The sequence below is a fragment of the Streptomyces sp. NPDC001941 genome, assembly GCF_040296945.1.
Lineage (GTDB): Bacteria > Actinomycetota > Actinomycetes > Streptomycetales > Streptomycetaceae > Streptomyces.
On record NZ_JBEOYE010000024.1, the window covers coordinates 58,135 to 84,323 of the forward strand.

The 26,189-nt window shown below is 74.8% G+C and carries 27 protein-coding genes; 19 read left to right on the forward strand and 8 right to left on the reverse strand.

Annotated elements, in window-relative coordinates:
• Positions 1–35 precede the first annotated feature (35 nt).
• Positions 36–713 (forward strand): gamma-glutamyl-gamma-aminobutyrate hydrolase family protein, encoded by a 678-nt coding sequence (locus ABT160_RS18385; protein WP_351648669.1) that lies wholly within the window; start codon positions 36–38, stop codon positions 711–713.
• A 42-nt stretch (positions 714–755) separates the two neighbouring features.
• Here the strand turns inward: ABT160_RS18385 and ABT160_RS18390 are convergent, their stop codons facing one another.
• Entirely contained in the window at positions 756–1,958 is a 1,203-nt protein-coding gene (locus ABT160_RS18390; protein ID WP_351648671.1) for an amino acid deaminase/aldolase, read from the reverse strand.
• A gap of 142 nt (positions 1,959–2,100) precedes the next feature.
• On the opposite strand from ABT160_RS18390, the gene ABT160_RS18395 reads away from it, so the two are divergent.
• Together ABT160_RS18395 and mycP are read left to right on the forward strand one after the other, a co-directional pair.
• Entirely contained in the window at positions 2,101–3,324 is a 1,224-nt protein-coding gene (locus ABT160_RS18395; RefSeq protein WP_351648672.1) for a hypothetical protein, read from the forward strand.
• Complete coding sequence (mycP, locus tag ABT160_RS18400) at positions 3,321–4,493, forward strand: type VII secretion-associated serine protease mycosin (RefSeq protein ID WP_351648673.1); 1,173 nt, start codon at positions 3,321–3,323, stop codon at positions 4,491–4,493. Before ABT160_RS18395 ends, mycP begins: the two co-directional genes overlap by 4 nt.
• Positions 4,494–4,508: 15 nt before the next feature.
• Here the strand turns inward: mycP and ABT160_RS18405 are convergent, their stop codons facing one another.
• Complete coding sequence (locus tag ABT160_RS18405) at positions 4,509–5,132, reverse strand: hypothetical protein (RefSeq protein ID WP_351648675.1); 624 nt, start codon at positions 5,130–5,132, stop codon at positions 4,509–4,511.
• A gap of 23 nt (positions 5,133–5,155) precedes the next feature.
• Here ABT160_RS18405 and ABT160_RS18410 point away from each other — a divergent pair, with 23 nt between their 5' ends.
• Complete coding sequence (locus tag ABT160_RS18410; RefSeq protein ID WP_351648676.1) at positions 5,156–5,887, forward strand: SseB family protein; 732 nt, start codon at positions 5,156–5,158, stop codon at positions 5,885–5,887.
• 71 nt (positions 5,888–5,958) lie between these two features.
• Here ABT160_RS18410 and ABT160_RS18415 read toward each other — a convergent pair whose 3' ends face one another.
• The gene (locus ABT160_RS18415) at positions 5,959–6,327 is read right to left on the reverse strand and encodes a DUF1844 domain-containing protein (RefSeq protein WP_351648677.1); all 369 of its coding nucleotides are present in this window, start codon (positions 6,325–6,327) and stop codon (positions 5,959–5,961) included.
• A gap of 409 nt (positions 6,328–6,736) precedes the next feature.
• On the opposite strand from ABT160_RS18415, the gene infC reads away from it, so the two are divergent.
• The 10 genes from infC to ABT160_RS18465 all read left to right on the forward strand — a co-directional run bounded on the left by infC (position 6,737) and on the right by ABT160_RS18465 (position 17,685).
• Positions 6,737–7,348, forward strand: coding sequence for a translation initiation factor IF-3 (gene infC, locus ABT160_RS18420; protein ID WP_351648679.1), 612 nt, complete (start codon positions 6,737–6,739; stop codon positions 7,346–7,348).
• Positions 7,349–7,452: 104 nt separating this feature from the next.
• Positions 7,453–7,647 carry a 50S ribosomal protein L35 gene (gene rpmI, locus ABT160_RS18425; RefSeq protein ID WP_015032399.1) on the forward strand — a complete coding sequence of 65 codons (195 nt, stop codon included), beginning with the start codon at positions 7,453–7,455 and terminating at the stop codon, positions 7,645–7,647.
• A gap of 107 nt (positions 7,648–7,754) precedes the next feature.
• Positions 7,755–8,138, forward strand: a complete 384-nt coding sequence (rplT, locus tag ABT160_RS18430) for a 50S ribosomal protein L20 (RefSeq protein WP_351648680.1) — start codon at positions 7,755–7,757, stop codon at positions 8,136–8,138.
• A 143-nt stretch (positions 8,139–8,281) separates the two neighbouring features.
• Positions 8,282–9,136 carry a TrmH family RNA methyltransferase gene (locus ABT160_RS18435; RefSeq protein WP_351648681.1) on the forward strand — a complete coding sequence of 285 codons (855 nt, stop codon included), beginning with the start codon at positions 8,282–8,284 and terminating at the stop codon, positions 9,134–9,136.
• A gap of 54 nt (positions 9,137–9,190) precedes the next feature.
• Entirely contained in the window at positions 9,191–10,321 is a 1,131-nt protein-coding gene (locus ABT160_RS18440; RefSeq protein ID WP_351648683.1) for a sensor histidine kinase, read from the forward strand.
• A 128-nt stretch (positions 10,322–10,449) separates the two neighbouring features.
• A complete protein-coding gene (gene pheS / locus ABT160_RS18445; protein WP_351648684.1) occupies positions 10,450–11,577 on the forward strand; it encodes a phenylalanine--tRNA ligase subunit alpha in 1,128 nt (375 codons plus the stop codon).
• A complete protein-coding gene (gene pheT, locus ABT160_RS18450) occupies positions 11,577–14,105 on the forward strand; it encodes a phenylalanine--tRNA ligase subunit beta (RefSeq protein ID WP_351648685.1) in 2,529 nt (842 codons plus the stop codon). Before pheS ends, pheT begins: the two co-directional genes overlap by 1 nt.
• Positions 14,106–14,284: 179 nt before the next feature.
• Positions 14,285–15,379 carry a PP2C family protein-serine/threonine phosphatase gene (locus ABT160_RS18455; RefSeq protein WP_351648687.1) on the forward strand — a complete coding sequence of 365 codons (1,095 nt, stop codon included), beginning with the start codon at positions 14,285–14,287 and terminating at the stop codon, positions 15,377–15,379.
• A gap of 315 nt (positions 15,380–15,694) precedes the next feature.
• The gene (locus ABT160_RS18460; protein WP_351648688.1) at positions 15,695–17,035 is read left to right on the forward strand and encodes an NsdA family TPR-like regulatory protein; all 1,341 of its coding nucleotides are present in this window, start codon (positions 15,695–15,697) and stop codon (positions 17,033–17,035) included.
• 119 nt (positions 17,036–17,154) lie between these two features.
• Entirely contained in the window at positions 17,155–17,685 is a 531-nt protein-coding gene (locus tag ABT160_RS18465; protein ID WP_351648690.1) for an NUDIX hydrolase, read from the forward strand.
• 52 nt (positions 17,686–17,737) lie between these two features.
• Here ABT160_RS18465 and ABT160_RS18470 read toward each other — a convergent pair whose 3' ends face one another.
• Together ABT160_RS18470 and ABT160_RS18475 are read right to left on the reverse strand one after the other, a co-directional pair.
• Complete coding sequence (locus ABT160_RS18470) at positions 17,738–17,995, reverse strand: BAR domain-containing protein (RefSeq protein WP_351648691.1); 258 nt, start codon at positions 17,993–17,995, stop codon at positions 17,738–17,740.
• 157 nt (positions 17,996–18,152) lie between these two features.
• Complete coding sequence (locus ABT160_RS18475) at positions 18,153–19,022, reverse strand: 3-hydroxybutyryl-CoA dehydrogenase (protein ID WP_351648692.1); 870 nt, start codon at positions 19,020–19,022, stop codon at positions 18,153–18,155.
• Positions 19,023–19,138: 116 nt separating this feature from the next.
• Between ABT160_RS18475 and ABT160_RS18480 the strand changes: the two genes are divergently transcribed.
• A complete protein-coding gene (locus ABT160_RS18480) occupies positions 19,139–20,395 on the forward strand; it encodes a glycoside hydrolase family 10-like protein (RefSeq protein ID WP_351648694.1) in 1,257 nt (418 codons plus the stop codon).
• 1 nt (position 20,396) lies between these two features.
• Here ABT160_RS18480 and ABT160_RS18485 read toward each other — a convergent pair whose 3' ends face one another.
• Together ABT160_RS18485 and ABT160_RS18490 are read right to left on the reverse strand one after the other, a co-directional pair.
• Positions 20,397–20,588 (reverse strand): DUF1918 domain-containing protein, encoded by a 192-nt coding sequence (locus ABT160_RS18485; protein ID WP_351648695.1) that lies wholly within the window; start codon positions 20,586–20,588, stop codon positions 20,397–20,399.
• A gap of 104 nt (positions 20,589–20,692) precedes the next feature.
• Positions 20,693–21,697 carry a DMT family transporter gene (locus ABT160_RS18490; RefSeq protein ID WP_351648696.1) on the reverse strand — a complete coding sequence of 335 codons (1,005 nt, stop codon included), beginning with the start codon at positions 21,695–21,697 and terminating at the stop codon, positions 20,693–20,695.
• Between ABT160_RS18490 and ABT160_RS18495 the strand changes: the two genes are divergently transcribed.
• The 4 genes from ABT160_RS18495 (at position 21,696) to ABT160_RS18510 (ending at position 25,600) form a co-directional block, all read left to right on the forward strand.
• The gene (locus tag ABT160_RS18495; protein ID WP_351648698.1) at positions 21,696–23,132 is read left to right on the forward strand and encodes an aminotransferase-like domain-containing protein; all 1,437 of its coding nucleotides are present in this window, start codon (positions 21,696–21,698) and stop codon (positions 23,130–23,132) included. The two genes, ABT160_RS18490 and ABT160_RS18495, sit on opposite strands and share 2 nt — an antisense overlap.
• A 159-nt stretch (positions 23,133–23,291) precedes the next feature.
• Positions 23,292–23,750 (forward strand): GNAT family N-acetyltransferase, encoded by a 459-nt coding sequence (locus ABT160_RS18500; RefSeq protein ID WP_351648699.1) that lies wholly within the window; start codon positions 23,292–23,294, stop codon positions 23,748–23,750.
• A gap of 87 nt (positions 23,751–23,837) precedes the next feature.
• Complete coding sequence (locus ABT160_RS18505) at positions 23,838–24,401, forward strand: histidine phosphatase family protein (RefSeq protein ID WP_351648700.1); 564 nt, start codon at positions 23,838–23,840, stop codon at positions 24,399–24,401.
• Between the two features lie 59 nt (positions 24,402–24,460).
• Positions 24,461–25,600, forward strand: coding sequence for a methyltransferase (locus ABT160_RS18510; RefSeq protein ID WP_351648702.1), 1,140 nt, complete (start codon positions 24,461–24,463; stop codon positions 25,598–25,600).
• A gap of 15 nt (positions 25,601–25,615) precedes the next feature.
• Here ABT160_RS18510 and ABT160_RS18515 read toward each other — a convergent pair whose 3' ends face one another.
• Positions 25,616–26,116, reverse strand: coding sequence for a GNAT family N-acetyltransferase (locus ABT160_RS18515; protein WP_351648703.1), 501 nt, complete (start codon positions 26,114–26,116; stop codon positions 25,616–25,618).
• Between the last annotated feature and the right edge of the window lie 73 nt (positions 26,117–26,189).

Consider the following 26,189-nt stretch of genomic DNA (forward strand, 5'->3'; position numbering starts at 1 on the left):
CAGCCGACCGGGCCCGCCCGCAGAGGGAGTTGAAGGTGACCAAGCCGCTGATCGGCGTGTCGACGTACCTGGAGGCATCGGCCCGCTGGGGGCTGTGGGACCTGCCCGCCGCGCTGCTGCCCGAGGGCTACCACCGCCTGGTGCAGGAGGCGGGCGGCCTCGCCGCGCTGCTGCCGCCGGACGACCCGGCCGAGGCGGCGCGGGTGGTGGCGCGGCTCGACGCGGTCGTCATCGCCGGGGGCCCGGACGTGGAGCCGGTGCGGTACGGGGCCGAGCCCGACCCCCGCACCGGCCCGCCCGCCCGGGGCCGGGACGCCTGGGAACTGGCCCTGACCGAGGCCGCGCTGGCGGCGGGCAAGCCGCTGCTCGGCATCTGCCGGGGGATGCAGGTCCTCAACGTGGCCCTGGGCGGGACGCTGGTGCAGCACCTGGACGGACACCGGGGCGAGCCGGGGGCGTTCGGCGAGCACCTGGTCAAGCCGGTGCCGGGCACGCTGTACGGGGGACTGGTCCCGGAGGCGACCGGGGTGCCCACCTTCCACCACCAGGCGGTGGACCGGCTGGGCCGCGACCTGCTGCCCTCGGCCCACGCCGAGGACGGCACCGTGGAGGCGGTCGAGCTGCCCGAGGGCTGGGTGCTGGGCGTCCAGTGGCACCCGGAGATGGGCACCGACCCGCGGGTCATGCGGGGTCTGGTGGAGGCGGCCCGCTAGGCACGGACCCGTGCGCCCCGGACCGGGGCGCACGGGCGGGGCTCACAGGAACGTACGGCCCTCGCCCCGGTAGGTGGGCGCCACCCCCGTCACCCGGTCGCCCTCCACCAGGTGCAGCTCGTCGAACCGCTCGCACAGCTCCCCGGCCTTGGCGTGCCGGAACCACACCTTGTCGCCGATCAGCAGGTCGTCGGCCGGAGCCCCGATCAGCGGCGTCTGCACCTCGCCCGGACCCTCCTGCGGGTCGTAGCGCAGGCCCTCGGGCAGGTACGGGACCGGGAGCCGGTCCACGCCGGGCGCGCCGGACGCCGGGTAGCCGCCGCCGAGCACGGTGACCACGCCCACCCCGGGGCGCCGCACCACCGGCTGGGCGAACAGTGCGGCCGGACGGCCCCTGAACGAGGTGTAGTTGTCGAACAGGCGCGGCACGTACAGCCCGGAACCCGCGGCGATCTCCGTGACCGCCGCCTCCGCCGCCGTGTGCTGCACGCTGCCGGTGCCGCCGCCGTTGACGAACTCCAGGTCCGGCGCGACCGCGCGCACGGCGCGCACCACGGCGGCCCGCCGCACGGCGAGCTCCTTGCGCGCGGCGGACTGCATCAGCCGGATGGCCCGGGACCGCAGCGGACTGCCCGCCACGTCGTCGCCGACCCCGGCGACGTGCCCCTCGTACGCCATCAGGCCGACCAGCCGGAAGCCGGGGCGCCGGGCCACCGAGCGGGCCAGTTCGGCCAGTTGGGCCGGTTCGCGCAGCGGAGAGCGCAGCGCGCCGATCCGCACCCGGCCGCCGAGCAGGCGCAGCGAGGTGTCCAGCTCCAGGCAGACCCGGACCTCCTCGGTGCCGCCCGCGCGGGCCGCGTCGATCAGGTCCAGCTGGGAGGTGTCGTCGACCATCACGGTCACCGCGGCGGCCAGCTTCGGATCGGCGGCCAGCTCGGCGAACGCGGTGCGGTCGGCCGACGGGTAGGCGAGCAGCACGTCCTCGAACCCGGCGCGCGCCAGCCACAGCGACTCGGCGAGCGTGAAGGACATGATCCCGGCGAACCCCGGGCGGGCCAGCACCCGTTCGAGCAGGGCGCGGCAGCGCACCGACTTGCTGGCCACCCGGACCGGTTTGCCGCCCGCCCGGCGCACCAGGTCGTCGGCGTTGGCGTCGAACGCCTCCAGGTCGACGATCGCGACGGGCGCGTCGAGATGGGCGGTGGCCCGGTCGTACCGGGCACGGTCAGCGGCACGGGGAGTCATGCGCCGAGCTTGCCAGACCCGATTACCGCACGGTAGGGGGACGTTCCGGGCAGATCCGTCCCGAGGCCCCGCCGCGTTGCCGGTGCGGGTGCCCCAACCCTTAGAGTGACGACGAGGCGGTGACGACACGACAGGGGGGCCGATGAGCACCGAAGCTGTCCCGCCGCAGCGCACGTCCCGCATCACCGACGCCCTCCTCCCGGACGCCCCGGCACCGGCCCGCCCGGCCGACCCTCCCGTACGCGCGGACGCGTCCGGCCGCACGGCCCCGCCGCCCGCCCGTCCCCAGCTCCCCGGTGCCCCGGCGCGCCCCGCCCTGCCCCCGGGGCCGCCCGCGCGGCCGTCCCGGATCGAGGCGCTCGCCGGTACGGACGACCCGACCGCGCGCCTGCGGATCACCCCGGACGCGCCCGAGGACCCCACGGCCCGGCTCCGGCTCGCCCCGCCCGGCCGCGTCCCGCTGCCGCCCGAGGTCCCCGCCGCCCCGCCCCGGCCCGCCGCGCCCCCGCCCACCGTCCCCGCGGGCGGCGCGCCGCCCGCGGCACCCCCGTACGCCCCCGCCTTCGGCAGCCCCGCGGGAACCACCCCCCGGGCGCGGCCCGTCCCGGTGCGCCACCCCGTGCGCGCCGCCGCCGCGCTCGCCTGCGTCGTCCTCGGCCTCGGGCTCATCGGCGGCGCCGCGACCGGCAGTTGGCTCACCGGCGACTCCTCCGCCCACGTCCCCGGGCGCGACGCCTACACCGCCACCCGGACCCTCTGGCACAGCGCCCCCGTGGACTCGCTCTTCCCGCGCACCCTCCAGGGCAAGGGCGCCGGCCCCGGCGGTGCCGACCGGGTCTGGACCCGGGTCGCCGCCGCCCCCGACGGCCCCTGCTCCGGTGCCCTCGACCCGCTCCTGGCCACCGTCCTCAAGCCGGTCGGCTGCACCCGCGTGGTGCGGGCCACCTACGCCGACGCCACCTCCAGCAGCGTCACCACCGTCGGCCTGGTCTTCACCCAGGGCGACGCGGCCGCCATGACCGCGCTGCGCGACCGCTTCGCGCACGAGTCCCTCGACGAGCGCACCGACCTGATGCCCCGCGCCTTCGCCGTCCCCGGCACCGTCGCCGAGACCTTCGGCGACGCCCAGCGCGCCAGCTGGCGGATCTCGGTCCTCACCGACGTGCCCGTCGTCGTCTACGCCGTCTCCGGCTTCGCCGACGGCCGCCCGGTCGACGACCCCCAGCCCGCCGCCCGGGCGACGGCCGCCGGCGCCACCTCCGCCCCCGCCCAGGCCGGCCTCGGGCACGAGGCCGAGGGCCTGGCCGAACACGTCGAGAAGGCCCTGCGCGCCACCCTCGAACACGCCACGGAGCAGCCGAAGTGAGAGCCGCCCGCGCCCGCCGCCCGGCCGCCGCCCTCGCGGTCGCCGCCCTCACCCTGCTGCCGACCGCGGCCCCCGCCCACGCGGACGTCATCCGCGGCCGCCAGGCCTGGGCCCTGCAGGCCATGCACACCACCGAGGCCTGGCGCACCACCAAGGGCGGCGGGATCACCGTCGCCGTCCTCGACACCGGCGTCGACAGCAGCCACCCCGACCTCCAGGGCAACGTCGTCGAGGGCCGCGACCTGATCGGCTTCGGCGCCGGGCGCGGCAGCCGCGCCTGGGCCCGGCACGGCACCGCCATGGCCGGGATCATCGCCGGGCACGGCCACGGCGCGGGCCGCGAGGACGGCGTCCTCGGCATCGCGCCCGAGGCCAGGATCCTGCCGGTGCGGGTGATCCTGGAGGGCACCGACCCGGCCCGCTCCAAGGCCCGCGAGTCCAAGGGCGGCGCGCTCGCCGACGGCATCCGCTGGGCCGCCGACCAGGGCGCCGACGTCATCAACCTCTCCCTGGGCGACGACAGCGAGTCCGCGCACCCCGAGCCCGGCGAGGACGCCGCCGTGCGGTACGCCCTCGCCAAGGGCTCCGTCGTCGTCGCCTCCGCGGGCAACGGCGGCGGCAAGGGCGACCACATCTCCTACCCGGCCGCCTACCCCGGGGTGATCGCGGTCGCCGCCGTCGACCAGTTCGGCACCCACGCCTCCTTCTCCACCCGCCGCTGGTACGCCACCGTCAGCGCGCCCGGTGTCGACGTCGTCATCGCCGACCCCGACCGCAAGTACTACGAGGGCTGGGGCACCAGCGCCGCCGCCGCCTTCGTCTCCGGCGCCGTCGCCCTGGTCCGCGCCGCCCATCCCGGCCTGACTCCGGCGCAGGTCAAGAAGCTGCTCGTCGACACCGCGCGGGACCGCCCCGAGGGCGGCCGCGACGACGCAGAGGGGTACGGATTCGTGGACCCGGCCGCCGCGATCCGCGCCGCGGGCTCCCTCGACACCGCCGGGACGCGCACCGCCAAGGCCGGGTACGGCAAGAAGTACTTCGGCCCGGGGCCGGTGAAGACGGCCGGGCCCGCCGAGCCCGCGGGCTGGCTGGCCCCCGCGGTCGGCGCGGCCGGGGCCCTGCTGCTGGTCGCCGCGGTGGCCCTGTGGCGCGGCGGCCGGCGCGCCTGATCCGGACGAGGGGCCCTACGGACCCGCCTCCCGCACCACGTCCCGTACCGCCGCCTCCACCGCGGCGATGCCGCTGTCCCGGTCCGGGTGCCCGTCCGAGAGCACCGCGATCAGCGCGCCCCCGGCCCGCCCGACCGAGTGCACCACCCAGCGGTCGTCCTCGGCCTTCATCGGCATCCAGCCGTTCTTCAGCGCCCAGTCGCAGCCCGCGACCGACACCCCCCAGCTCTGGCCGTCCACCACGCGCCCCATGAGCAGCGCCGCGTACGGGAAGTCCCGGAACACCGCGTCCAGCAGCACCAGCTGGTCCGCCACCGTGGTCCGGGTCAGCCCCCACGCCCGGTGCGCCCGGGTCGCGGTCAGGCCCAGGCGCGCGTGCGCCGCGTCCAGGCCGGCGGGGCCGCCCACCGCCGCGTACAGCTCGGAGGCGGTGTCGTTGTCGCTGCGCTCGATCATGGCCCGGGCGCAGGACCGCTCGCGCTCGCCCAGCGCCCGCCCCTCGTCACGGGCCCGCAGCAGCAGCGCCACCAGGATGGAGACCTTCACCACGGACGCGCACGGGTAGCCGCGGTCCTCCCCGCGTAACAGCCGCAGGCCGCTGCGGGGGTCCAGCAGTCCGACCGATACAGAAGCAGTCATGGCAAGGAGGTTAGGCTCGTGGCGTGGCGCTCAAGAACATCCCGGACCCAGGCTTCTCCGACGACGACGGCACCGCCGACCCGGCCCTCAGCGCGGCGCTCGCCGCCTGGGCCGAGGACCGCGCGGCCGAACCCCGGGTCCTGGAGGCCCTCACCTCCGCCCGGCTGCTCGTGCCGGTGGTCGCCGTGCTCGGCGAGGTGGAGGTCGACGAGAACGGCCTCAAGCGCGAGAAGACCAGCGACATGGCCGTGCCCACGCTGACCGCGGGCGACCGCCGCGCGCTGCCCGCCTTCACCTCGATCGCCTCGCTCGCCGCCTGGGATCCCGCGGCCCGGCCGGTCGCCGTCCCGCTGTCGCAGGCGCTGCGGGCCGCCGCGCACGAGAAGGCCGACACGGTCGTCCTCGACCTGGCCGGCCCGGTGCCCTACCAGCTGTCCGGCCGCGCCCTGCTGGCCCTGGCCGAGGGGCGCACCAGCACCGACCCGCTGGCCGACCCCGCGGTCGCCGACGCGGTACGGGGCGTGGTGGCCGCCGAGCCCGCCGTGCTCCGGGCCCACCTCGGGCCGGGCAGCGCGGACGGCACGCTGGCGCTGGTGCTCGCGGCCGACGCGGTCCCGGCGGAGGCGGCCCGGCGGGTGGCCGAGGCGCTCGCGGCGGACGAGACGCTCAGGGCCCGCCTGGTGCGCGGCCTGGACCTGGCGGTGCTCCCGGAGCACGCGACGCCCCCGGGTGACGCGCTGTACGCGCGCGGATAGCGCGCCGGAACGGCCGCAGGGCCCCTTCCCGTCCGGGAAGGGGCCCTGCGCGTCGTCGCGGGTGGCGCGGCTCAGCCGAAGACCGGGCCCGTGTACTTCTCGCCGGGGCCCTGGCCCGGCTCGTCCGGCACCAGGGACGCCTCGCGGAAGGCCAGCTGCAGGGACTTCAGGCCGTCGCGCAGCGGCGCCGCGTGGAACGAGCTGATCTCGGTCGCCCCGGCGTCGAGCAGGCCGGCCAGCGCGTGCACCAGCTTCCTGGCCTCGTCCAGGTCCTTGTGGACGTCGCCCTCCTCGGTGAGCCCGAGCTTCACCGCGGCGGCGCTCATCAGGTTGACGGCGACGGTCACGATGACCTCGACCGCCGGGACCTCCGCGATGTCGCGGGCCATGGCGTCGAAGTCGGGGGCGTCGGGGTTCTCGGTGGTGGGCGTCTCGCTCATGGCCCCCACGATAAGGGCCCGTGCCACCCGTTTGGGCCCCGCCCCCGGTAGCTGCTAACCTTGTGTAACGACCGGCCGGACACCCTTGTGTGTACGGCCCGCAAGTGGAGGCTCCGATCTCCCACCTTGCCGCCCCCCGAGGGCGGCGGGTCACCGGTCAGGCGGTCCCCATCGTTCCGTACGGACGATGGAACCGCCCCATGCGCCCCGCGGGTATCTCGTGGCGGTGCTCCGGTATCACGTGGAGCCCTGCCTGTGTCCCGTCCGGGGCATTTTTCATGCTCCGGCGCGGTTGGTCTACACGTAACAGACGTGAACGTGTCCGTCACCCAGACGGTCGCGTGGTGCTAACCGAGGAGGATCCATCAGCACCGAGCCCCGCATCAACGACCGGATTCGCGTTCCCGAGGTGCGACTCGTCGGTCCCAGCGGCGAGCAGGTCGGGATTGTTCCGCTTGCCAAGGCCCTGGAGCTTGCCCAGGAGTACGACCTCGACCTGGTCGAGGTCGCGGCGTCCGCGAGGCCGCCCGTCTGCAAGCTCATGGACTACGGCAAGTTCAAGTACGAGTCGGCCATGAAGGCCCGTGAGGCGCGCAAGAACCAGGCGCACACGGTCATCAAGGAAATGAAGCTCCGGCCGAAGATCGACCCGCACGACTATGACACCAAGAAGGGTCATGTCGTCCGGTTCCTCAAGCAGGGCGACAAGGTCAAGATCACGATCATGTTCCGTGGTCGCGAGCAGTCCCGGCCGGAGCTCGGCTACCGACTGCTGCAGCGCCTCGCGGAGGACGTCCAGGACCTCGGTTTCGTGGAGTCGAACCCGAAGCAGGACGGCCGAAACATGATCATGGTCCTCGGTCCGCACAAGAAGAAGACCGAGGCCATGGCCGAGGCCCGCGAGGCGCAGGCCGCCCGCAAGGCGGAGCGCCAGGGCCACGCCGTCCAGGCTGACGCCCCCGACGGGGTCGACGCTCCCGCCGAGGTCGAGGTTCCCGCCGAGGAGCCCGCCGAGGCCTGATTCCGGGGCGTTGTCCCGGACATCAACCCGATACATCTGACGCTCCCGGACACCGGTCCGCACGGACCGGCCGGGGGCGCCACTGACGAGGAGAGAACGGCGCCATGCCGAAGAACAAGACGCACTCCGGTGCCAAGAAGCGCTTCAAGGTCACCGGCTCCGGCAAGATCCTGCGCGAGCGCGCCGGCAAGCGCCACCTGCTGGAGCACAAGTCGTCCAAGCTGACGCGTCGCCTCACCGGCAACGCCGAGATGGCCCCGGGTGACGCTGCCAAGATCAAGAAGATGCTGGGCATCTGAGCTTGATCCACCCGCCCTCGGCGACGAGGGCAACCGGGCACCCCCGGACCCATATCGTTTCCGGGTCGTGTGAGTCCAACCACGGCCCCGCTACAAGGAGTTAACAAGTGGCACGCGTCAAGCGGGCAGTCAACGCCCACAAGAAGCGCCGGGCGATCCTCGAGCAGGCCTCGGGCTACCGCGGTCAGCGTTCGCGCCTGTACCGCAAGGCCAAGGAGCAGGTCACCCACTCGCTGGTCTACAACTACAACGACCGCAAGAAGCGCAAGGGCGACTTCCGTCAGCTGTGGATCCAGCGCATCAACGCCGCTGCCCGCCTGAACGGCATGACGTACAACCGCCTCATCCAGGGTCTGAAGGCCGCCAACATCGAGGTGGACCGCAAGATCCTGGCCGAGCTCGCGGTCAACGACGCCAACGCGTTCGCCGCGCTCGTCGAGGTGGCCCAGAAGGCTCTCCCGAGCGACGTCAACGCCCCGAAGGCCGCCTGATCCAGGCCCTTCGCCCAGGCTTGACCTCGGCTTGATCCGGACCCGCAGGCCCCGCGGCCTGCGGGTCCGGCTCGTTCCGCCCCCCTGAGCACCCCCTCAGCACCCCGTTCCACCCCCGTACGAGACACGGAGCGCCGCCGCCCATGGGCACCCCCGAGCTGATCTCCCCGCGTTCGCCGCGCGTCGTCGCCGCCCGGCGGCTGGCCAAGCGGAACTTCCGCTCCAAGGAACGCCTGTTCATCGCCGAGGGGCCGCAGGCCGTCCGCGAGGCCGTCGACCACCGCACCGGCGGGCGCACCACCCTGGTCGAGCTGTTCACCACCGTCGAGGCGGCCGAGCGCTACCCCGACATCGTCGACGCCGCCCGGGCCGCCGGGGCCCGCGTCCACTACGCCGCCGACACCGTCCTCGCCGAGGTCTCGCAGACCGTCACGCCGCAGGGCCTGGTCGGCGTCTGCCACTTCCTGGACTCGCCCTTCGAGGAGATCCTCGCCGCGAAGCCCCGCCTGGTCGCCGTGCTGGCCCACGTGCGCGACCCCGGGAACGCCGGCACCGTACTGCGCTGCGCGGACGCCGCGGGCGCCGACGCCGTGGTCCTCACGGATGCCTCGGTGGACCTCTACAACCCCAAGTCCGTACGGGCGTCGGTCGGTTCGCACTTCCACCTGCCCGTCGCGGTCGGGGTCCCGGTGGCGGAGGCCGTCGCCGGACTGAAGGCCGCCGGGGTCCGGATCCTCGCCGCCGACGGCGCGGGCACCGACGACCTCGACGCCGAGCTCGACGCGGGCACCATGGGCGGCCCCACCGCCTGGATCTTCGGCAACGAGGCCTGGGGGCTCCCGGAGGAGACCCGCGCGCTGGCGGACGCCGTCGTGCGCGTGCCCATCCACGGCAAGGCCGAGAGCCTCAACCTGGCCACCGCCGCCGCCGTGTGCCTCTACGCGTCCGCCCGGGCACAGCGCGCGGCCGGAGGGTGCCGCTCCGTCACCCAGAACTAGTAGGGTGACGGGCTCGGGGGCCCACTGCGTGACTCGGAGGGGCGGGGTAGGGGGATGACGGTCGGGACCAGCAGGCCGGCACGGACACCGGGCGCCCCCGCGCGCCCCGCCGAACCGCCGCCCGCCTTCGGCGTCGACCCCGACGAGCTGCCCGACGGCCTGGTCGTCGCCGACGAGACCGGCCGGGTCGTGTGCTTCAACGCCGCGGCCGTCCGCATCACCGCCGTACCCGGCGAGCGGGCCCTGGGCCGCCCGCTGGAGCAGGCGCTGCCCCTGGAGGACCTCAAGGGCCGCCGCTGGTGGCCGCTGACCGACCCCTACGGCGGCCTCGCCACCCGGCGCGGCCAGCCCGAGCGCAACCTGCTGCTGCCCGGCGGCCGCGAGGTCCTGGTCTCCGCCCGCTACGTGCGCGACGAGCCCACCGGGCCGGTGCGCCGGGTCGTCGTCAGCCTGCGCTCCACCGAGGCCCGCCGCCGCACCGAGCGCTCGCACGCCGAGCTCATCGCCACCGTCGCCCACGAGCTGCGCTCGCCGCTCACCTCGGTGAAGGGCTTCACCGCCACCCTGCTGGCCAAGTGGGAGCGCTTCACCGACGACCAGAAGCGGCTGATGCTGGAGACCGTCGACGCCGACGCCAACCGGGTCACCCGGCTGATCGCCGAGCTCCTCGACATCTCCCGCATCGACTCAGGCCGCCTGGAGGTGCGCCGTCAGCCCGTCGACATCGCCGCCGCCGTCGGCCGCCACGTCCAGGCCCACACCGCGGGCGGACAGGACCCCGGCCGCTTCTTCGTCAGCGTCCAGCGCGCGCTGCCCGATCTGTGGGCGGACCCGGACAAGATCGACCAGATCCTGGGGAACCTCCTGGAAAACGCCGTGCGCCACGGCGAGGGAACCGTCACCATCGAGGTGGCACCCGCCGGCACCACGGACGGCGGCCACGACGAGCAAGGGACGGCAGTCACCGTGAGCGACGAGGGCCCCGGCATCCCCGAGGAGTCGATGGGGCGCGTCTTCACCCGCTTCTGGCGGGGCAGCAAGCGCGGCGGCACCGGCCTGGGCCTGTACATCGTCAAGGGCATCGTCGAGGCCCACGGCGGCACCATCACCGTCGGACGAGGCCCCGGAGGCGGGGCCGAATTCCGATTTATCCTGCCCGTCGGCGCCCCGGCCTACCTCCAGTAGGGACCGTCCGGGCAGCCCACGGGCTCATTCGCGTCCTCGCACCCCGTTAGACTCGACCTTTGGCACGTTTGCGGACCGGTCGTCGAGCGGGGCCGCGCCCAGCAAGCCAAACGGAAGCACGGGAAGAGATGTCGGCACCCAACAAGTCGTACGACCCGGTCGAGGTCGAGGCACTGAAACCGGAAGAGATCGAGCGCATGCGGGACGAGGCGCTCGCCGCCTTCGCCGCCGCGGGCGACCTCGACGCGCTGGCCCAGGCGAAGACCGCGCACACCGGCGGCACCTCGCCGCTCGCGCTCGCCAACCGGGAGATCGGCGCCCTGCCCCCGCAGGCCAAGGCCCAGGCGGGCAAGCTCGTGGGCCAGGCCCGCGGCGCCGTCTCCAAGGCACTGGCCGGCCGCCAGGCCGAGCTGGAGGAGGAGCGCGACGCGCGCGTCCTGGTCGAGGAGGCCGTGGACGTCACGCTGCCCTACGACCGGGTACCGGCCGGCGCCCGCCACCCGCTGACCACCATCATGGAGCGCGTCGCGGACGTCTTCGTCTCCATGGGGTACGAGATCGCGGAGGGCCCCGAGGTCGAGGCGGAGTGGTTCAACTTCGACGCCCTGAACTTCGTGCCCGACCACCCGGCCCGCCAGATGCAGGACACCTTCTTCGTCCAGGGCCCCGAGGGCACCTCGGGCGACGAGTCCGGCGTCGTGCTGCGCACCCACACCTCCCCGGTGCAGGCCCGCACGCTGATCGACCGGGAGCCCCCGGTCTACGTCGTGTGCCCCGGCCGGGTGTTCCGCACCGACGAGCTGGACGCCACGCACACCCCGGTGTTCCACCAGATCGAGCTCCTCGCCATCGACGAGGGCCTGACCATGGCGGACCTCAAGGGCACCCTGGACCACATGGTCCAGGCGCTGTTCGGCCCGGACATGAAGACCCGGCTGCGGCCGAACTTCTTCCCGTTCACCGAGCCGTCCGCCGAGATGGACATGGTGTGCTACGTCTGCCGCGGCGAGTCCGTCGGCAACCCGGACCGCCCCTGCCGCACCTGCGGCAGCGAGGGCTGGATCGAGCTGGGCGGCTGCGGCATGGTCAACCCGAAGGTGCTCGTCGCCTGCGGTGTGGACCCCCGGAAGTACAGCGGATTCGCCTTCGGGTTCGGCATCGAGCGGATGCTGATGTTCCGCCACAACGTCGAAGACATGCGAGACATGGTCGAGGGTGACGTCCGGTTCACCCGGCCCTTCGGGATGGAGATCTGATGCGGGTCCCGCTTTCCTGGCTGCGGGAGTACGTCGACCTGCCGGCGAACCAGACCGGCCGGGACGTACAGGAGAAGCTCGTGGCCGTCGGCCTCGAGGTCGAGACCGTCGAGCAGCTCGGCGCCGGCCTCAAGGGCCCCCTGGTCGTCGGCAAGGTCCTCACGATCGAGGAGCTGACCGACTTCAAGAAGCCGATCCGCTTCTGCACGGTCGACGTCGGCGCGGCCAACGGCACCGGCGAGCCGCAGGAGATCATCTGCGGCGCGCGCAACTTCGCCGAGGGCGACAAGGTCGTCGTGGCGCTGCCCGGCGCCGTGCTGCCCGGTGACTTCCAGATCGCCGAGCGCAAGACGTACGGCCGGATGTCCCGCGGCATGATCTGCTCCACGGACGAGCTCGGCATGGGCGAGGACTCCTCGCACGGCATCATCGTGCTCCCGCCGGAGCACGAGGTCGGCATCGACGCCGCCGAGCTGCTCGAGCTGTTCGACGAGGTCCTGGACATCGCCGTCACGCCCGACCGCGGCTACTGCCTCTCGATGCGCGGCGTCGCCCGCGAGGCCGCCACCGCCTACGGCCTGCCGCTGCGCGACCCTGCGCTCCTGGACGTGCCCGCGCCCAACTCGTACGGCTACCCGGTGCGCGTCGGCGACCCGCTCGGCTGCGACCGCTTCACCGCGCGCACCGTCGTCGGCCTCGACCCCGAGGCGCGCTCCCCGATCTGGCTCCAGCGCCGGCTGCAGAAGGCGGGCATGCGCCCGATCTCGCTCGCCGTCGACGTCACCAACTACGTGATGCTCGAACTCGGCCAGCCGCTGCACGCCTACGACCGCTCGCGTGTCGACGGACCCATCGGGGTCCGCCGCGCCGAGCAGGGCGAGAAGCTCACCACGCTGGACGGCACCCAGCGCGTCCTGGACGCCGCCGACCTGGTCATCACCGACAACCGCGGCGTCATCGGCCTCGCGGGCGTCATGGGCGGCGCCAACACCGAGATCGCCGACGCCGAGACGGACGCGGCGACCGGCGAGGTCCGCGGCACCACCGAGGTCGTGGTCGAGGCCGCGCACTTCGACGCGATCTCCATCGCCCGCACCGCCCGCCGCCACAAGCTCTCCTCCGAGGCGTCCCGGCGCTTCGAGCGGGGCGTGGACCCGCAGGCCGCCGCCGCTGCCGCGCAGCGCACCGTCGACCTGCTCGTCCTGCTCGCGGGCGGCACGGCCGAGGCCGGCGTCACCGAGGTCATCGCCCCGTTCGCGCCGCGCACGGTCACGATGCCCGCCGACCACCCGGACCGCGTCGCGGGCGTGGAGTACGGCCGCGAGACGGTCGTGCGGCGCCTGCAGCAGATCGGCTGCGACGTCTACGGCCAGGACGAGCTGGTCGTCACCGTCCCGTCCTGGCGCCCCGACCTGGCCGAGCCGAACGACCTGGCCGAAGAGGTCATCCGGCTGGAGGGGTACGAGAACCTGCCCTCCACGCTGCCCAAGCCCCCCGCGGGCCGCGGCCTGACCGAGCGCCAGCGGGTGCACCGCCGGGTCGGCCGGGCGCTGGCCGGTGCCGGGTACGTCGAGGCGCTGAACTACCCGTTCATCGGCGAGCAGGTCTTCGACCAGCTCGGCCTCGCGGCCGACGACGAGCTGCGCAAGGTCGTCAAGCTGGTCAACCCGATCTCCGACGAGGAGCCGGCGCTGCGCACCACGCTGCTGCCGGGCCTGCTCACCGCGCTGCGCCGCAACGACGGCCGCGGCAGCCACGACCTGGCGCTCTTCGAGACCGGCCTGGTCTTCCGGGCCGGCGACCGGCCGGGCCGCGCCGTGCGGCTGCCCGTCGACCGCCGTCCCACGGACGAGGAGATCGCCGGCCTCAACGCCGCGCTGCCGCGCCAGCCGCGCCACGTGGCCGTGGTCCTGGCCGGTGCCCGCGAGCAGGCCGGCTGGTGGGGCAAGGGCCGCCCGGCCGACTGGGCCGACGCGATCGAGGCGGCCCGCGCCGTCGCCCGCGAGGCCGGTGCCGAACTGCTGCCCGAGCAGGGCCAGTACGGCCCCTGGCACCCGGGCCGGTGCGCCGAGCTCAACGTGTTCGTCGGGGACGAGAAGGTCACCGCCGGGTACGCGGGCGAGCTGCACCCGCGCGTGGTCAAGGCCCTGGGCCTGCCCGCCCGCACCTGTGCGATGGAGCTGGACCTCGACGTCCTGGAGCGGTCCGTCGAGGGCGTGCTCCAGGCGCCGCGGATCTCCACCTTCCCGGTGGCGACCCAGGACGTCGCGCTCGTCGTGGACCAGGACGTGCCGTCCGCGGCCGTGGAGTACTTCCTGGCCGGCGGCGCGGGTGAACTCCTGGAGTCCATCCGGCTGTTCGACGTCTACACCGGCGACCAGGTCGGCGCGGGCAAGAAGTCGCTGGCGTACGCGCTGCGGTTCCGCGCCCCGGACCGCACGCTGACCGTCGAGGAGGCCACGGCCGCGCGTGACGCGGCGGTCGCCCTGGCGGCCGAGCGCGTCGGCGCGGTGCTGCGCGGCGCCTGAGGCGTCGGGCGGCCCTGAGGGCCACCGAGGAGCGGGTCCGGGACACCGGGCCCGCTCCTCACTCGTTCGGGTGAGAGGTCTGGCGGTCGTTCCCCTCCGCCGTGGACGATCGACGCAAGTCGTCCGGGCCGCAGGGTCCGGACCGCGCCCTGCGAAGGGCTTCGGAGGGGGCCGACGGCATGTTCCGCACGAGGTCTCGGGGGCCGTCCCCGCAGGCGGTCCCCGAGCCGGAAGCGCTGCCGGGGCGGTTCGCGCCGCTGGTCCTGCCGGCCCTCTGGGGCGCCCTGGCGCTGTGCTGGAAGCTGGTCTGCCCGCTGGCCCAGCAGGACGGCCTGGGCGTCAGGGCCGCCACCGGCGCGGTGTTCTTCACCGTGGGCACCGGGCTCTTCCTCGGCCTGCGGCGCTCCCTGGTACGGCAGTTGAGACAGGCGCGGCAGATCGCCGACGCCGCCCAGCGGGTGCTGCTGCCCCCGCCGCCCGCGCGCCTGGACGGCCTGGCGATCGCGGCGGGCCAGCTCTCCGCGGCGCGCGGCGCGGTGGTGGGCGGTGACCTGTACGAGGCGGTGGCCACGCCCCACGGGGTGCGGATCGTCGTCGGTGACGTGCGCGGACACGGCCTCGCCGCGCTCGGGACGGTCGCCGCGGTGCTGGGCGGCTTCCGCGAGGCCGCCCACGACGAGCGTGAACTGGCGGGCGTGCTGCGGCGGTTGGAGCGGACGCTGGCCCGCCACGCGCGCGGGCGGGCCCGCCAGGAGCACCCGGCCGCGGGGCGCGGCGAGCCGGAGAACCCGTCGTCCGAGGAGTTCGTCACCGTACTGCTCCTCCAGGTCGCCGTGGACGGGGACCTGACCGCGCTCAACTGCGGGCACCCGTGGCCGTACCGGCTGCGCCGGCGCCCGGTGCCGCTCTGCGCCGCGGACCCGCTGCCGCCGCTCGGGGCGTTCCCGCTGCCCGACCGGCTGCCCGTGTACCGGTGCGGTCCGCTGGCGGCGGGGGAGGCGCTGCTGTGCCACACCGACGGGGCGGCGGACGCGCGGGACGCGGCGGGGCGCTTCTTCGACCTGGAGGCGGCCCTGGCCGAGGCGGCGGCGCGCACCCCGGTGGTGCCGGCGGCCGTGGTCCGGCGGCTGCACGGCGCGCTGCTGCGGCACACCGGCGGCCGGCTCGCGGACGACGTGGCGCTGCTGGTGCTGCGCAACGACCGCTCGCGGGTGCCGGCGCAGTCCGCGGAGCCGGAACCGCGCCGCACCCGTACCGCGCCCTCCCGTCGCTAGACGATGTGGCGCCGCACCCGTACCGCGCCCTCCCGTCGCTAGACGATGTGCACGTGCGGCTTGCGCCACCCGCCCTGCCGCGGAGTGTCGGGCAGACCAGCAGGGCGGGCGGCACCGAGCGGGCCACCGCACTGTTCGAGGGGGAGCCGGCGGCCCGGCCGCCTCTGAGAGAGGCAGTTCAGTCAACCGGCGCCCGGGGGTACGGCGGCAGAGCGCGCGGAGCCCGTTCGCGGGCATTCCGTTCACACCCCGTGCGAATGCGGCTGCACTACGCTGTCGGCACCGAGCCACCGGAGGCGACCGGAAGGGCACACCATGCAGCCCAACACCCTGCTCGACGCCCTGTTGGACGAGGCGGGCATCTCCCACGCGGGCCTCGCCGCCCACGTGAACCAGGCCGGGCGCGCCAGGGGCCTGGCACTGAGGTACGAACACACCGCGATCGCCCGCTGGCTGAAGGGCCAGCGCCCGCGCGGCCAGGTGCCGGACCTGATCTGCGAGGTGCTGGCGGGACGGCTGCACCGGGCGGTCACGCTCGACGACATCGGGCTCGGGCTGCCGGGCGACGCCGCGCTGCCGCACGGCTCGCCGCTGTCCGGCTTCGTCGAGCGGGCCACCGCGCTGTGGCGCTCCGACGAGCAGCAGCGGCCGCACATCCTGGGGGCGCCCGCCGTGACGGGGACGCCCGCGGTGATGCCGGTGTGGGAGTGGGAGAACCCGCCGGAGGACTCGGACGTGTCCCGCACCGGGCAGACCCGGGTGGGCATGTCGGACGTCAAGATGCTGCGGGCGGCCCGGGCGCACTACGAGCTGATGTACCGCAAGGCGGGCGGGGTGGCGACCCGGGCCCGGATCGTCGGCTTTCTCAACGCGGAGACCGCGCCGCTGCTGCGGGGCAGCTACAGCGACCAGTTGGGCCGTCACCTCCACCGGGCCACCGGCGGTTTGGTGGCGGTGGCGGGAATCTGCGCGTACGACTCCGACGCGCACGGTCTGGCCCAGCGCTATTTCCACCAAGCCTTGCGCCTGGCAAAGGCCAGTGGCGATCGGGGACTCGGTGCCTATGTGATCGCGCTGCTGGTGAATCAGTCGCTATTCCTGGGGGAGTTCCGGCAATCCGTGGCGTTCGCGGAAGCGGCGCTGCGCGCGGCCGGACACCAGATCACCCCGGCCCTCGCGGCCGATCTGTACGCGATGCAGGCGAAGGCCTACGCCCATCTCGGCGACGGGGCGAGCGCGCTGGCGTGCATCCGGCGGGCGGAGTCGGAGGCCGAGCGGATCAGGCCGAGCACGGAGCCGGACGAGACCGGTTACGTACAGCCGGGCCTGGTCAACGTCCAGGTCGCGGAGGCGCTGATGAGCCTCGGTGACCTGCCGGCCGCGCGGGAGCACGCGGCGGCCGCCGTGGGGACGCCGGCCCACGACCGCGGGAGAGTCCACCGACTCGCCATGCTCAGCCAGGTCGAGCTGCGGCAGGGCGAGGCCGACCGGGCCGCTCAGACGGCGGCCGAAATGGCCGAGCGGGCAAGGGGCATGGAGTCGCAGCGTCTGCGGGACCGGCTCCGCGCGGTACGGGAGCATCTCGTGGCGAGCGGCAGCACGAATGCCGAGCGGGCGGCCGAACTCATCGACGGCGCATTGCGCGTTCCCCTGTGAGCGGATCCGCCTGAGTGCTCGCGCGGGCGTTCTCCGACGGCGCCCGGTCGGCGGGCGTTCCCCTGTGCGTGAGTCCCTGCTGCGATATTGCCATCTCCTTGTCGGAAGGTGGCAGAAAAGTGCAGTGGACGAAACTGAACGAACAAACCGTGTATGAAAACCGCTGGTTCAAGGTGAATCTCGCGGACGTCGCACTCCCCGACGGCCGGCACCTCGACCACTTCCTGATCCGCCTGCGTCCGGTCGCCGTGGCGACCGCGGTCAACGAGGCCAACGAGGTCCTGATGCTCTGGCGGCACCGCTTCATCACCGACAGCTGGGGCTGGGAACTCGCCGCCGGGGTCGTCGAGGACGGCGAGGACGTCGCCACGGCGGCCGCACGAGAGATGGAGGAGGAGACCGGGTGGCGACCCGGGCCGCTCCAGCACCTGCTCACCGTCGAGCCGTCCAACGGGCTGACCGATGCCCGGCACCACCTGTACTGGGCGGAGGACGCCACGTACATCGGTTATCCCGAGGACGACTTCGAGTCGTCGCGGCGCGAGTGGATACCGCTGAAACTCGTGCCCGACATGATCGCGCGCGGTGAGATCCCGGCCGCCAACATGGCGGCCGGGCTGCTGTTGCTGCACCACCTGCGGCTGGGCTGACCCGCCCCCGAGCGGGCCCGGACCCCGCCCGCGTCGCCGTCAGGGACACGACCTAGCGGCCCAGCGCCTGCCACACCGCGATGGTGAGGGCTCCCAGAGCCGTCAGTGCCGCGAGGGAGGGCAGGGGCCACTTGGTGTGCTCCAGGCCGGAGACCCGCGCGGCCAGATCGGTGAGGTCGCGGTCGATCTGGTCGTTGCGGTGGTTCAGCAGGGCGAGCTGTCCGTCGATGCGGGCGAGCCCCACGTCGAGGCTGCGCCGCAGTTCGGCGAACTCCTCGACGGCCGATAACTGGGCGGGGTCGGTGGTCACGGTGTCGCTCCTGTTCGGGGAAGGGTGTGCGATGCGCTCTTGACTGAGCGTCACCGAGTCAACTCCCCGTGACGGAGCGGGGGGAGCGTGTGCGCAGGGCATATGCGAACACGCTCCGCACACCCCGTGCGAATCGCCCCCGGAGTCCTCGCGCGAATCAGGAATACGGGTAGAAACCGGAGCCCGTCTTGCGGCCGAGGCGCCCCGCGTCCACCATCCGCTGCAGCAGCGGGGGAGCGGCGTACAGCGGCTCCTTGAACTCCGCGTACATCGAGTCCGCGACCGAGGCCACCGTGTCCAGGCCGATCAGGTCGGCGAGCTTCAGCGGGCCCATCGGGTGGGCGCAGCCCAGCTCCATGCCGTTGTCGATGTCCTCGCGCGAGGCGATGCCCGACTCGAACATCCGGATCGCCGACAGCAGGTACGGGATGAGCAGCGCGTTCACCACGAAGCCCGAGCGGTCCTGGGCCCGGATCGCGTGCTTGCCCAGCACCTTCTCCACCAGCGCCTGGGCGCGGCTGATGGTGCCCTCGGAGGTCGTCAGCGCCGGGATCAGCTCGACCAGGTTCTGCACCGGGGCCGGGTTGAAGAAGTGGATGCCGATGACCTGGTCCGGGCGGGAGGTGGCGACGGCCAGCCGCACCAGCGGGATCGAGGAGGTGTTGGAGGCCAGGATGGCGTCCGGGCGGGTCACCACCTGGTCGAGCACCTGGAAGATCTCGGTCTTGACCTGCTCGTTCTCCACGACGGCCTCGATGACCAGGTCGCGGTCGGCGAACTCCCCCAGATCGGTGGTGTAGGTGAGCCGGGCCAGCGTGGCGTCCCGCTCCTCCTCGGTGATCTTGCCGCGCTCGGCGGCCTTGGAGAGCGAGTTGTAGAGCCGGGTACGGCCGATCTCCAGGGCCTCGCCCGTGGTCTCGGCGACCTTGACCTCCAGACCGCTGCGGGCGCACACCTCCGCGATGCCCGCGCCCATCTGGCCACAGCCCACCACGCCGACGCGTGCGATGTCATAGAGGTCCGTCACTTCGTGCCTTTCGCTACAACGACTCTTCGGGACCCCACGACGTTACTCCGCGTCGCGGGTGCGCGGGCCCCCGGGGCGGGCAGGATGGGACGCAGGTGACCAGCGAGGGGTGAGGCATGCGCCACATTGACAGCCACCTGGACCGTCGGCTCTTCGTGACGGGCGCCGCCGCGGCGCTGTCCGGGCTGGCCCTGTCCGGGGACGCCGCCGCCGGGACGCGGCACGGCGGGCGCCGCGCCCCGGCGGGCGAGTTCCGCGGCACGTGGCTGGCGACCGTGGCCAACCGGGACTGGCCCTCCCGGCCCGGGCTGTCCGCCGCCGGGCAGCGCGCCGAGCTGCTCGCCCACCTGGACACCGCGGTGGCGCGGCGGCTGAACGCGGTGATCCTCCAGGTCCGGCCGGCCGCCGACGCGCTCTGGCCCTCCCCGTACGAGCCGTGGTCGGCCTGTCTGACCGGCACCCAGGGCCGGGACCCGGGCTGGGACCCGCTGGGCACGGCGGTGGCCGAGGCCCACCGGCGCGGCCTGGAGCTGCACGCCTGGTTCAACCCCTACCGGGTGGCCAACCACACCGACCCGGCCCGGCTCGCCCCGGGGCACCCGGCGCGGGTCCACCCGGACTGGGTGCTCCCGTACGGCGGGAAGCTGTACTACGACCCGGGCCTGCCCGAGGTCCGGCGGTTCGTGCAGGACGCGATGCTCGACGCGGTGCGGCGCTACGCCGTGGACGCGGTGCACTGGGACGACTACTTCTACCCCTACCCGGTGGCCGGGCAGTCCTTCGGCGACGACGCCTCGTACGCGCGCCACGGCGCGGGCTTCCCCGACCGCGACGCCTGGCGGCGCGACAACACCGACCGGCTGGTGCGCGAGACGGCGGACCGGATCAAGCGGCTCAAGCCGCACGTCGCGTTCGGCATCAGCCCCTTCGGGGTGTGGCGCAACGCGGACACCGACCCGCTGGGCTCGGACACCCGGGCGGGCGTCCAGACGTACGACGACCTGCACGCCGACACCCGCACCTGGGTCCGCGAGGGCTGGATCGACTACCTGGTGCCCCAGCTGTACTGGAACACCGGCTTCCCGGCCGCCGACTACGCCACGTTGCTGCCCTGGTGGGACGCGGTCGCCGAGGGCACCGGGGTGGACCTGTACATCGGCGAGGCGCTGTACAAGGCGGGCGACCCGGCCCAGCCGGCCGCCTGGCAGGACCCGGCCGAGCTGTCCCGCCACCTGGCGCTGGCCCGCCGGTACGGGTCGGTGCGCGGGCACGCGTTCTTCTCCGCCAAGGAGGTGGCCGCCGACCGGATCGGGGCGATGGCCCGGGTGGTCGCGGACCACTACCAGCGGCCGGCGCGCCCGCCGCGCGGCTGACTCAGGAGTCCTCGCGGGGCCGGACCACGGTGTCGGGGCCGGGCGACATCAGCGCCTCGCGCCCGTCCTCGAAGCGGACGCGGTACGGGGGCGAGCCGTCGGGCCCCAGTACCTCCACGACCTCGGCCGTGCGGTCCTGCCGGCCGACGATCCTGCCGTGCACCAGCAATGTGTCGCCCACACTCGCTCGCATCGTCAGTGGCCTCCTGCCGCTGTCGCCCGCGCCGGGTAACGGGAGTGTACGGCCGGACCCTCGCCGTACGTCACCCTCATGACCGGCCGTCGTCCCCGCGCCCCTCAGCGCCGCGCCGCGGCCCGCTGGGTGAGCGCGATGCACACCAGCACCCCGCCCGCGGCCAGCGGCGCGGCCGGTGACAGCTCCTCGCCGAGCAGCAGCACCGCCCACACCAGGGTCAGCAGCGGCTGGGCCAGCTGGAGCTGGCTGGCCCGGGCGATGCCGATGGCGGCCATGCCCCGGTACCAGACGTACAGCCCCAGGAAGGTGGAGCCGGCGGCCACCCACACCAGGCCCAGCACCCCGTGCGCGCCCAGCCGCACCGGCTCGTGGGCCAGCGCCACCACGCCGCCCACGGCCATCAGCGGCAGGCACAGCACCAGCGCCCAGCCGACCACCTGCCAGCCCGGCATCACTGCCGCCAGGCGTCCGCCCTCGGTGTAGCCCGCGGCGCACACGAGCAGCGCCCCGAAGAGGTAGAGGTCCCCGGTGGACAGGGCGCCGCCGCTCTCGGTCACCGTGAAGGCGACGACCACCGCCGCCCCGGCCAGCGCGGCGGCCCAGAACAGCCGCGGGGGCCGGTGGCCGGTGCGCAGCGCGCCGAGGGCGGCCGTCGTCAGCGGCAGCAGTCCGACCACCACGGCCGCGTGCGAGGTGGTCGACGAGCGCAGGGCCAGGGTGGTCAGGATCGGGAAGCCGACCACCACGCCGCCCGCCACCACGGCGAGCGGGCCCCAGTGGCGGCGCTCGGGCGGCGGGACCCGGCGGGCCAGCAGGAAGACGCCCGCGATCAGCGCGGCGAGCGTGCTGCGCAGGGCCACCAGGGACCAGGGGCCGAAGCTCTCCAGGCCCCACGCGGTGGACGGGAAGGTCAGCGAGAAGGCGACGACCCCGGCCGCGGCGAGCAGGGTCCCGCCGCGCGTGCCGGTGGCGGGAGCGGTGCCGGGGGCCGTGGCGGGAGCAGGGGCGGTGACGGGGCGCGTGGTCGTACGGGGGCCGGTCGAGGAGGTCCGCGGGCCGGTCACCGCTATCGCGGTCGGGTGAGTAGCGCTATCGTGTGTCCTCATGCAAGAGCGTAGCAGTGTGGCCGAGTTGGCGGATTCCCTGCGCCGGGAACTCGACCGCTACTCACCCGGAGGAAAGCTGCCGTCCAGTCGCGCCCTGGTCGAGCGCTACCGCGTCTCGCCGGTCACCGTCTCCCGCGCCCTGGCCCGGCTCGCCGCCGAGGGCCTGGTCGTCACCCGGCCCGGCGCCGGGGCCTACCGCGCCGAGCCGCAGGCCAGGACCGTCCCCGCCGGCGACACCTCCTGGCAGGAGGTCAGCCTGAGCGCCGACGGGGCCGCCGAGGTGGTGCCCCGCTCCGTCGACGCCTCCGGGGTCCTCGCCACCCTGTCCGCGCCGCCGCCCGGCGTCGTCGAGTTCAACGGCGGCTACCTGCACCCCTCCCTCCAGCCCGAGCGGGCCCTGGCCGCCGCCCTCGCCCGGGCCGGCCGGCGCCCGGGGGCCTGGGGGCGGCCGCCCACCGACGGACTGCCCGAACTGCGCGAGTGGTTCGCCCGGGAGATCGGCGGCACCGTCACGGCCGCCGACGTCCTGGTCACCTCCGGCGGCCAGTCCGCCCTCGCCGCCGCCCTGCGCGCGCTCGCCCCGCCCGGCGCCCCCGTGCTCGTCGAGTCACCGACCTACCCGGGGATGCTGGCCGTGGCCCGCGCCGCCGGACAGCGGCCCGTGCCGGTCCCGGCCGACGCCGACGGGGTCCGCCCCGACCTGCTCCGGGACGCCTTCCGGGCCAGCGGGGCGCGGCTGCTGGTGTGCCAGCCGCTCTTCCAGAACCCGACCGGGGCGGTCCTGCGCGGGGAGCGGCGCGCCGAGGTGGTCCGGATCGCCCGGGCCGCCGGGGCGTTCGTCGTCGAGGACGACTTCGCGCGCGACCTGGGCCACGAGGACGCGGGCCCGCTGCCCGCGCCGCTGGTCGCCGACGACCCGGACGGGGTGGTGGTGCACGTCCGGTCGCTCACCAAGAGCGCCTCGCCCAGCCTGCGGGTCGGCGCGCTGGCCGCCCGTGGCCCGGTCCTGCAGCGGCTGCGCGCCGTCCAGGTCGTCGACAACTTCTTCGTACCGCGCCCCCTCCAGGAGACCGCCCTCGAACTGGTCGGCTCGCCCGCCTGGAACCGTCACCTGCGTTCCCTGGCCGGGGAGTTGAGGGCGCGGCGCGACACCATGACCACCGCGCTGCGCCAGTGCCTGCCCGAACTGGCCCTGCCCCACGTGCCGTCCGGCGGCTTCCAGCTCTGGGCGCGGCTGCCCGAGGGCGCCCCGGAACCGGCGATGGTCGCCGCCGGGCTGCGGGCGGGCGTCGCCGTGGCCCCCGGCCGCGCCTACTTCAGCGCCGAACCCCCGGCCGGGCACCTGCGGCTGAGCTTCGCGGGGGTGGCCGGCCCCGCGGAGATCACCGAGGGGGTGCGGAGGCTGCGCACGGCGTACGAGGAGGCGCGCGGCTGAGCGAGCCGCCCCGCACGCCACGCCTGGGCCCACCCGCGCCACACCGGACCCCCTGCGCGCCACGCCCGGCCCCCGCAGCCCCACGCGTTGCTCCTGCCACGGCCCCGCGCCGTGGCGCCCGCCACTGACAACGGCCGCCGCTCCTGCGAACCTTCCGCCATGAGCAGCGCGACGAACGCCACCGCCCCCTTCGAGACCGCCTTCGGCGGCTTCGACATCTCCACCGACCCGGCCAGGCTGGACGCCGCCCGCGTCCACGCCTGGCTCTCCACCGACGCCTACTGGGCGCTCGGGCGCAGCCGCGAGACCCAGGACCGGGCGATCGCGGGCTCCGTCAACTACGGCGCGTACGAACGGAGTTCGGGCGAGCTCAGGGCGTACGCCCGGGTCGTCACCGACCTCACCACCTTCGCCTGGCTCTGCGACGTCTACGTGGACCGCCCGGCCCGCGGCCACGGCCTGGGCACCGCCCTCGTCGAGGCGGTCCGCGACCACCTCACCCCGCTCGGGCTCCGCCGCGTCCTGCTCGCCACCAACGACGCCCAGGCGGTGTACGCGAAGGTCGGTTTCGAGCCGCTGGAGTTCCCCGAGCGGTGGATGGCCCTCGGCTTGCGGTGACCCGCTCCGGCCGCGCTCCCGCACGGCTCGTGCGTCCCTGCGGCCCCACCTCTTGACCGGCGTCCGTCCCGGCCGCACCATCCGGCCATGGGTCTCGTGGTCACGCTCGTCGCCGCCGCGCGCAGCGCCCCCCTGCTGGGCGAGCGCTTCGGCGAGGACCGGCCGCTCGACCGGACCGGCTGGGACGAGGTGCGGCTCGCCGCGCCCGCGCTGATCCCGCTGGGCGCGGCCGAGTTGCGCTACTGCTCGCCGACGCCCCGCAGCCGGGCCACCGGCCAGGCGCTCGGCTTCGCCCCGCTCGCCCAGCCCGCCCTGCGCGACTGCGACATGGGCCGCTGGCACGGGCTCACCCTCGCCGAGGTGGCGGCCGGCGACCCGGCGGCCGTCGACGCCTGGCTGGCCGACCCGCGGGCCGCCCCGCACGGCGGCGAGTCGCTGCTCGCCTTCATCGGCAGGGTCGGCGGCTGGCTCGACACCCGGCCCGCGCGGGACGGCGAGATCGTGGCGGTCGCCGAACCGGCCGTGGTGCGCGCCGCCCTGGTGTACGCGCTCCAGGCACCGCCGCCCACCTACTGGAGCGTGGAGGTGCGCCCGCTGTCCACGCTCACCCTCACCGGTGGCCCCGGCCAGTGGCACCTGCGGCTGCGCTGACCGGGGCCACCGGTCGCCGGGCGCCGGGCCGCCCGGCGACCGGCTAGCCTGGGGGCACGATGAACCGTCTGACCACGCCATGGGGCGAGTGCGAGCTCACCCGCTTCCCCGAGGACCCGCGCGACCAGCTCCGGGCGTGGGACGCCGCCGACGAGTACCTGCTGAACCACCTGGCCGGGCTCGACCCGTCCGGGACCGTCGCCGTGGTCGGCGACCGCTGGGGCGCCCTGGTCACCTCGCTGGCCGCGCTCGCCCCCGTCCAGATCTCCGACTCGTACCTGGGCCAGCGGGCCACCCGGGCCAACCTGGCGCGGGCCGGGGCCACCGGCGTGACCCTGCTGACCACCCGGGACACCCCGCCGGAGCGCGTCGACGTGCTGCTCGTACGGGTGCCCAAGAGCCTGGCGCTCCTGGAGGACCAGCTGCACCGGCTCGCCCCCGCGCTGCACGCGGACACGCTGGTGATCGGCACCGGCATGGTCAAGGAGGTGCACACCTCCACCCTGCGGCTCTTCGAGCGGATCGTGGGTCCCACCCGCACCTCGCTCGCGGTGAAGAAGGCACGGCTGATCTTCGCCACGCCGGACCCGGCGCTCACCCCGGGCCCGAGCCCCTGGCCGTACGCCTACGACCTCCCCGCCGACGCCCCCGCGCCGGTCGCCGGGCTCACCGTCACCAACCACGCGGGCGTCTTCTGCGCCGACCGGCTCGACATCGGCACCCGCTTCCTCCTGGGCCACCTGCCGGGCCCCGGCGCCCCGGGCCGCCGGATCGCGGACCTCGGCTGCGGCAACGGCGTGGTCGGCCTGGCCGCCGCGCTCACCGACCCGGGCGCGGAGCTGCTGTTCGTGGACGAGTCCCACCAGGCGGTGGCCTCCGCCGAGGCGACCTTCCTGGCGAACGCGCCGCGGGGCGCGAAGGCGGAGTTCCGCATCGGCGACGGGCTCGCCGACGAGCCGCCCGGCTCGCTGGACGTGGTGCTCAACAACCCGCCGTTCCACAGCCACCAGGCGACCACGGACGCGACCGCCCGCCGGATGTTCACCGACGCCCGCCGCGCGCTGCGCCCGGGCGGGGAGCTGTGGGTGGTGGGCAACCGGCACCTGGGCCACCACGGCACCCTGCGCCGGCTGTTCGGCAACTGCCGCCTGGTCGCGAGCGACCCGAAGTTCGTGGTCCTGAAGGCCGTCAAGCGCTAGGGCTCTTCGTCCCGGTCATGCCGTCGGCACCGGGAAGTCCACCCCGAAGTGCTTGAGCTTCTCGTCCTCCCGCTCCAGCGCCATCCCGGCCGCGCCCATCACCCGGTGCGAGGCCACGTTCTCCTGGTCGGCGTCGCCGATCACCCGCCGCACCCCGCTCGCCCGGGCGAAGTCCAGCAGGGCGCGCAGCGCCTCGGAGGCGTACCCCCGGCCGCGGGCGGAGGGGACCAGGCCGTAGCCGATGGTGACCTGCCCGTCCGCGTCGGCCGGGCCGTGGAAGCCGACGCCGCCCAGCACGGTGCCGCCCTCGCGCAGCCGGATCACATAAGGACCGTACGGCTGGGTCTCGCCGAGCTCGGCGCGCCTGCCCAGGTAGTGCCGGGCGGCCACCAGGTCGCCGGGCTCGGGGTAGTCGGGGGCCCAGTCGTCCCCCCGGCACTCCCCGGCCAGCAGGAGCTCGGCCTCCTCGGCGGAGAGCGGGTGGAGTACGAGACGTGCGGTCACGAGATCGTTCATGCTGTTGGGGTACCACGCGCCGGCCGCCCGGGTCAGCTCCTTTTCCGCCGGTGAGCGACCCCCACCCCTTTGC

Bases quoted from the DNA above. Each gene is read 5' to 3' on its own strand.
- ABT160_RS18515 (WP_351648703.1), bottom strand. From the start codon at position 26,116: ATGAACGATCTCGTGACCGCACGTCTCGTACTCCACCCGCTCTCCGCC.
- pheS (WP_351648684.1), top strand. From the start codon at position 10,450: ATGTCGGCACCCAACAAGTCGTACGACCCGGTCGAGGTCGAGGCACTG.
- ABT160_RS18440 (WP_351648683.1), top strand. From the start codon at position 9,191: ATGACGGTCGGGACCAGCAGGCCGGCACGGACACCGGGCGCCCCCGCG.
- pheT (WP_351648685.1), top strand. From the start codon at position 11,577: ATGCGGGTCCCGCTTTCCTGGCTGCGGGAGTACGTCGACCTGCCGGCG.
- ABT160_RS18435 (WP_351648681.1), top strand. From the start codon at position 8,282: ATGGGCACCCCCGAGCTGATCTCCCCGCGTTCGCCGCGCGTCGTCGCC.
- ABT160_RS18490 (WP_351648696.1), bottom strand. From the start codon at position 21,697: ATGAGGACACACGATAGCGCTACTCACCCGACCGCGATAGCGGTGACC.
- ABT160_RS18390 (WP_351648671.1), bottom strand. From the start codon at position 1,958: ATGACTCCCCGTGCCGCTGACCGTGCCCGGTACGACCGGGCCACCGCC.
- ABT160_RS18505 (WP_351648700.1), top strand. From the start codon at position 23,838: ATGGGTCTCGTGGTCACGCTCGTCGCCGCCGCGCGCAGCGCCCCCCTG.
- ABT160_RS18395 (WP_351648672.1), top strand. From the start codon at position 2,101: ATGAGCACCGAAGCTGTCCCGCCGCAGCGCACGTCCCGCATCACCGAC.
- ABT160_RS18480 (WP_351648694.1), top strand. From the start codon at position 19,139: ATGCGCCACATTGACAGCCACCTGGACCGTCGGCTCTTCGTGACGGGC.
- rpmI (WP_015032399.1), top strand. From the start codon at position 7,453: ATGCCGAAGAACAAGACGCACTCCGGTGCCAAGAAGCGCTTCAAGGTC.
- ABT160_RS18415 (WP_351648677.1), bottom strand. From the start codon at position 6,327: ATGAGCGAGACGCCCACCACCGAGAACCCCGACGCCCCCGACTTCGAC.
- ABT160_RS18405 (WP_351648675.1), bottom strand. From the start codon at position 5,132: ATGACTGCTTCTGTATCGGTCGGACTGCTGGACCCCCGCAGCGGCCTG.
- ABT160_RS18510 (WP_351648702.1), top strand. From the start codon at position 24,461: ATGAACCGTCTGACCACGCCATGGGGCGAGTGCGAGCTCACCCGCTTC.
- ABT160_RS18460 (WP_351648688.1), top strand. From the start codon at position 15,695: ATGCAGCCCAACACCCTGCTCGACGCCCTGTTGGACGAGGCGGGCATC.
- ABT160_RS18455 (WP_351648687.1), top strand. From the start codon at position 14,285: ATGTTCCGCACGAGGTCTCGGGGGCCGTCCCCGCAGGCGGTCCCCGAG.
- ABT160_RS18485 (WP_351648695.1), bottom strand. From the start codon at position 20,588: ATGCGAGCGAGTGTGGGCGACACATTGCTGGTGCACGGCAGGATCGTC.
- ABT160_RS18500 (WP_351648699.1), top strand. From the start codon at position 23,292: ATGAGCAGCGCGACGAACGCCACCGCCCCCTTCGAGACCGCCTTCGGC.
- ABT160_RS18495 (WP_351648698.1), top strand. From the start codon at position 21,696: ATGCAAGAGCGTAGCAGTGTGGCCGAGTTGGCGGATTCCCTGCGCCGG.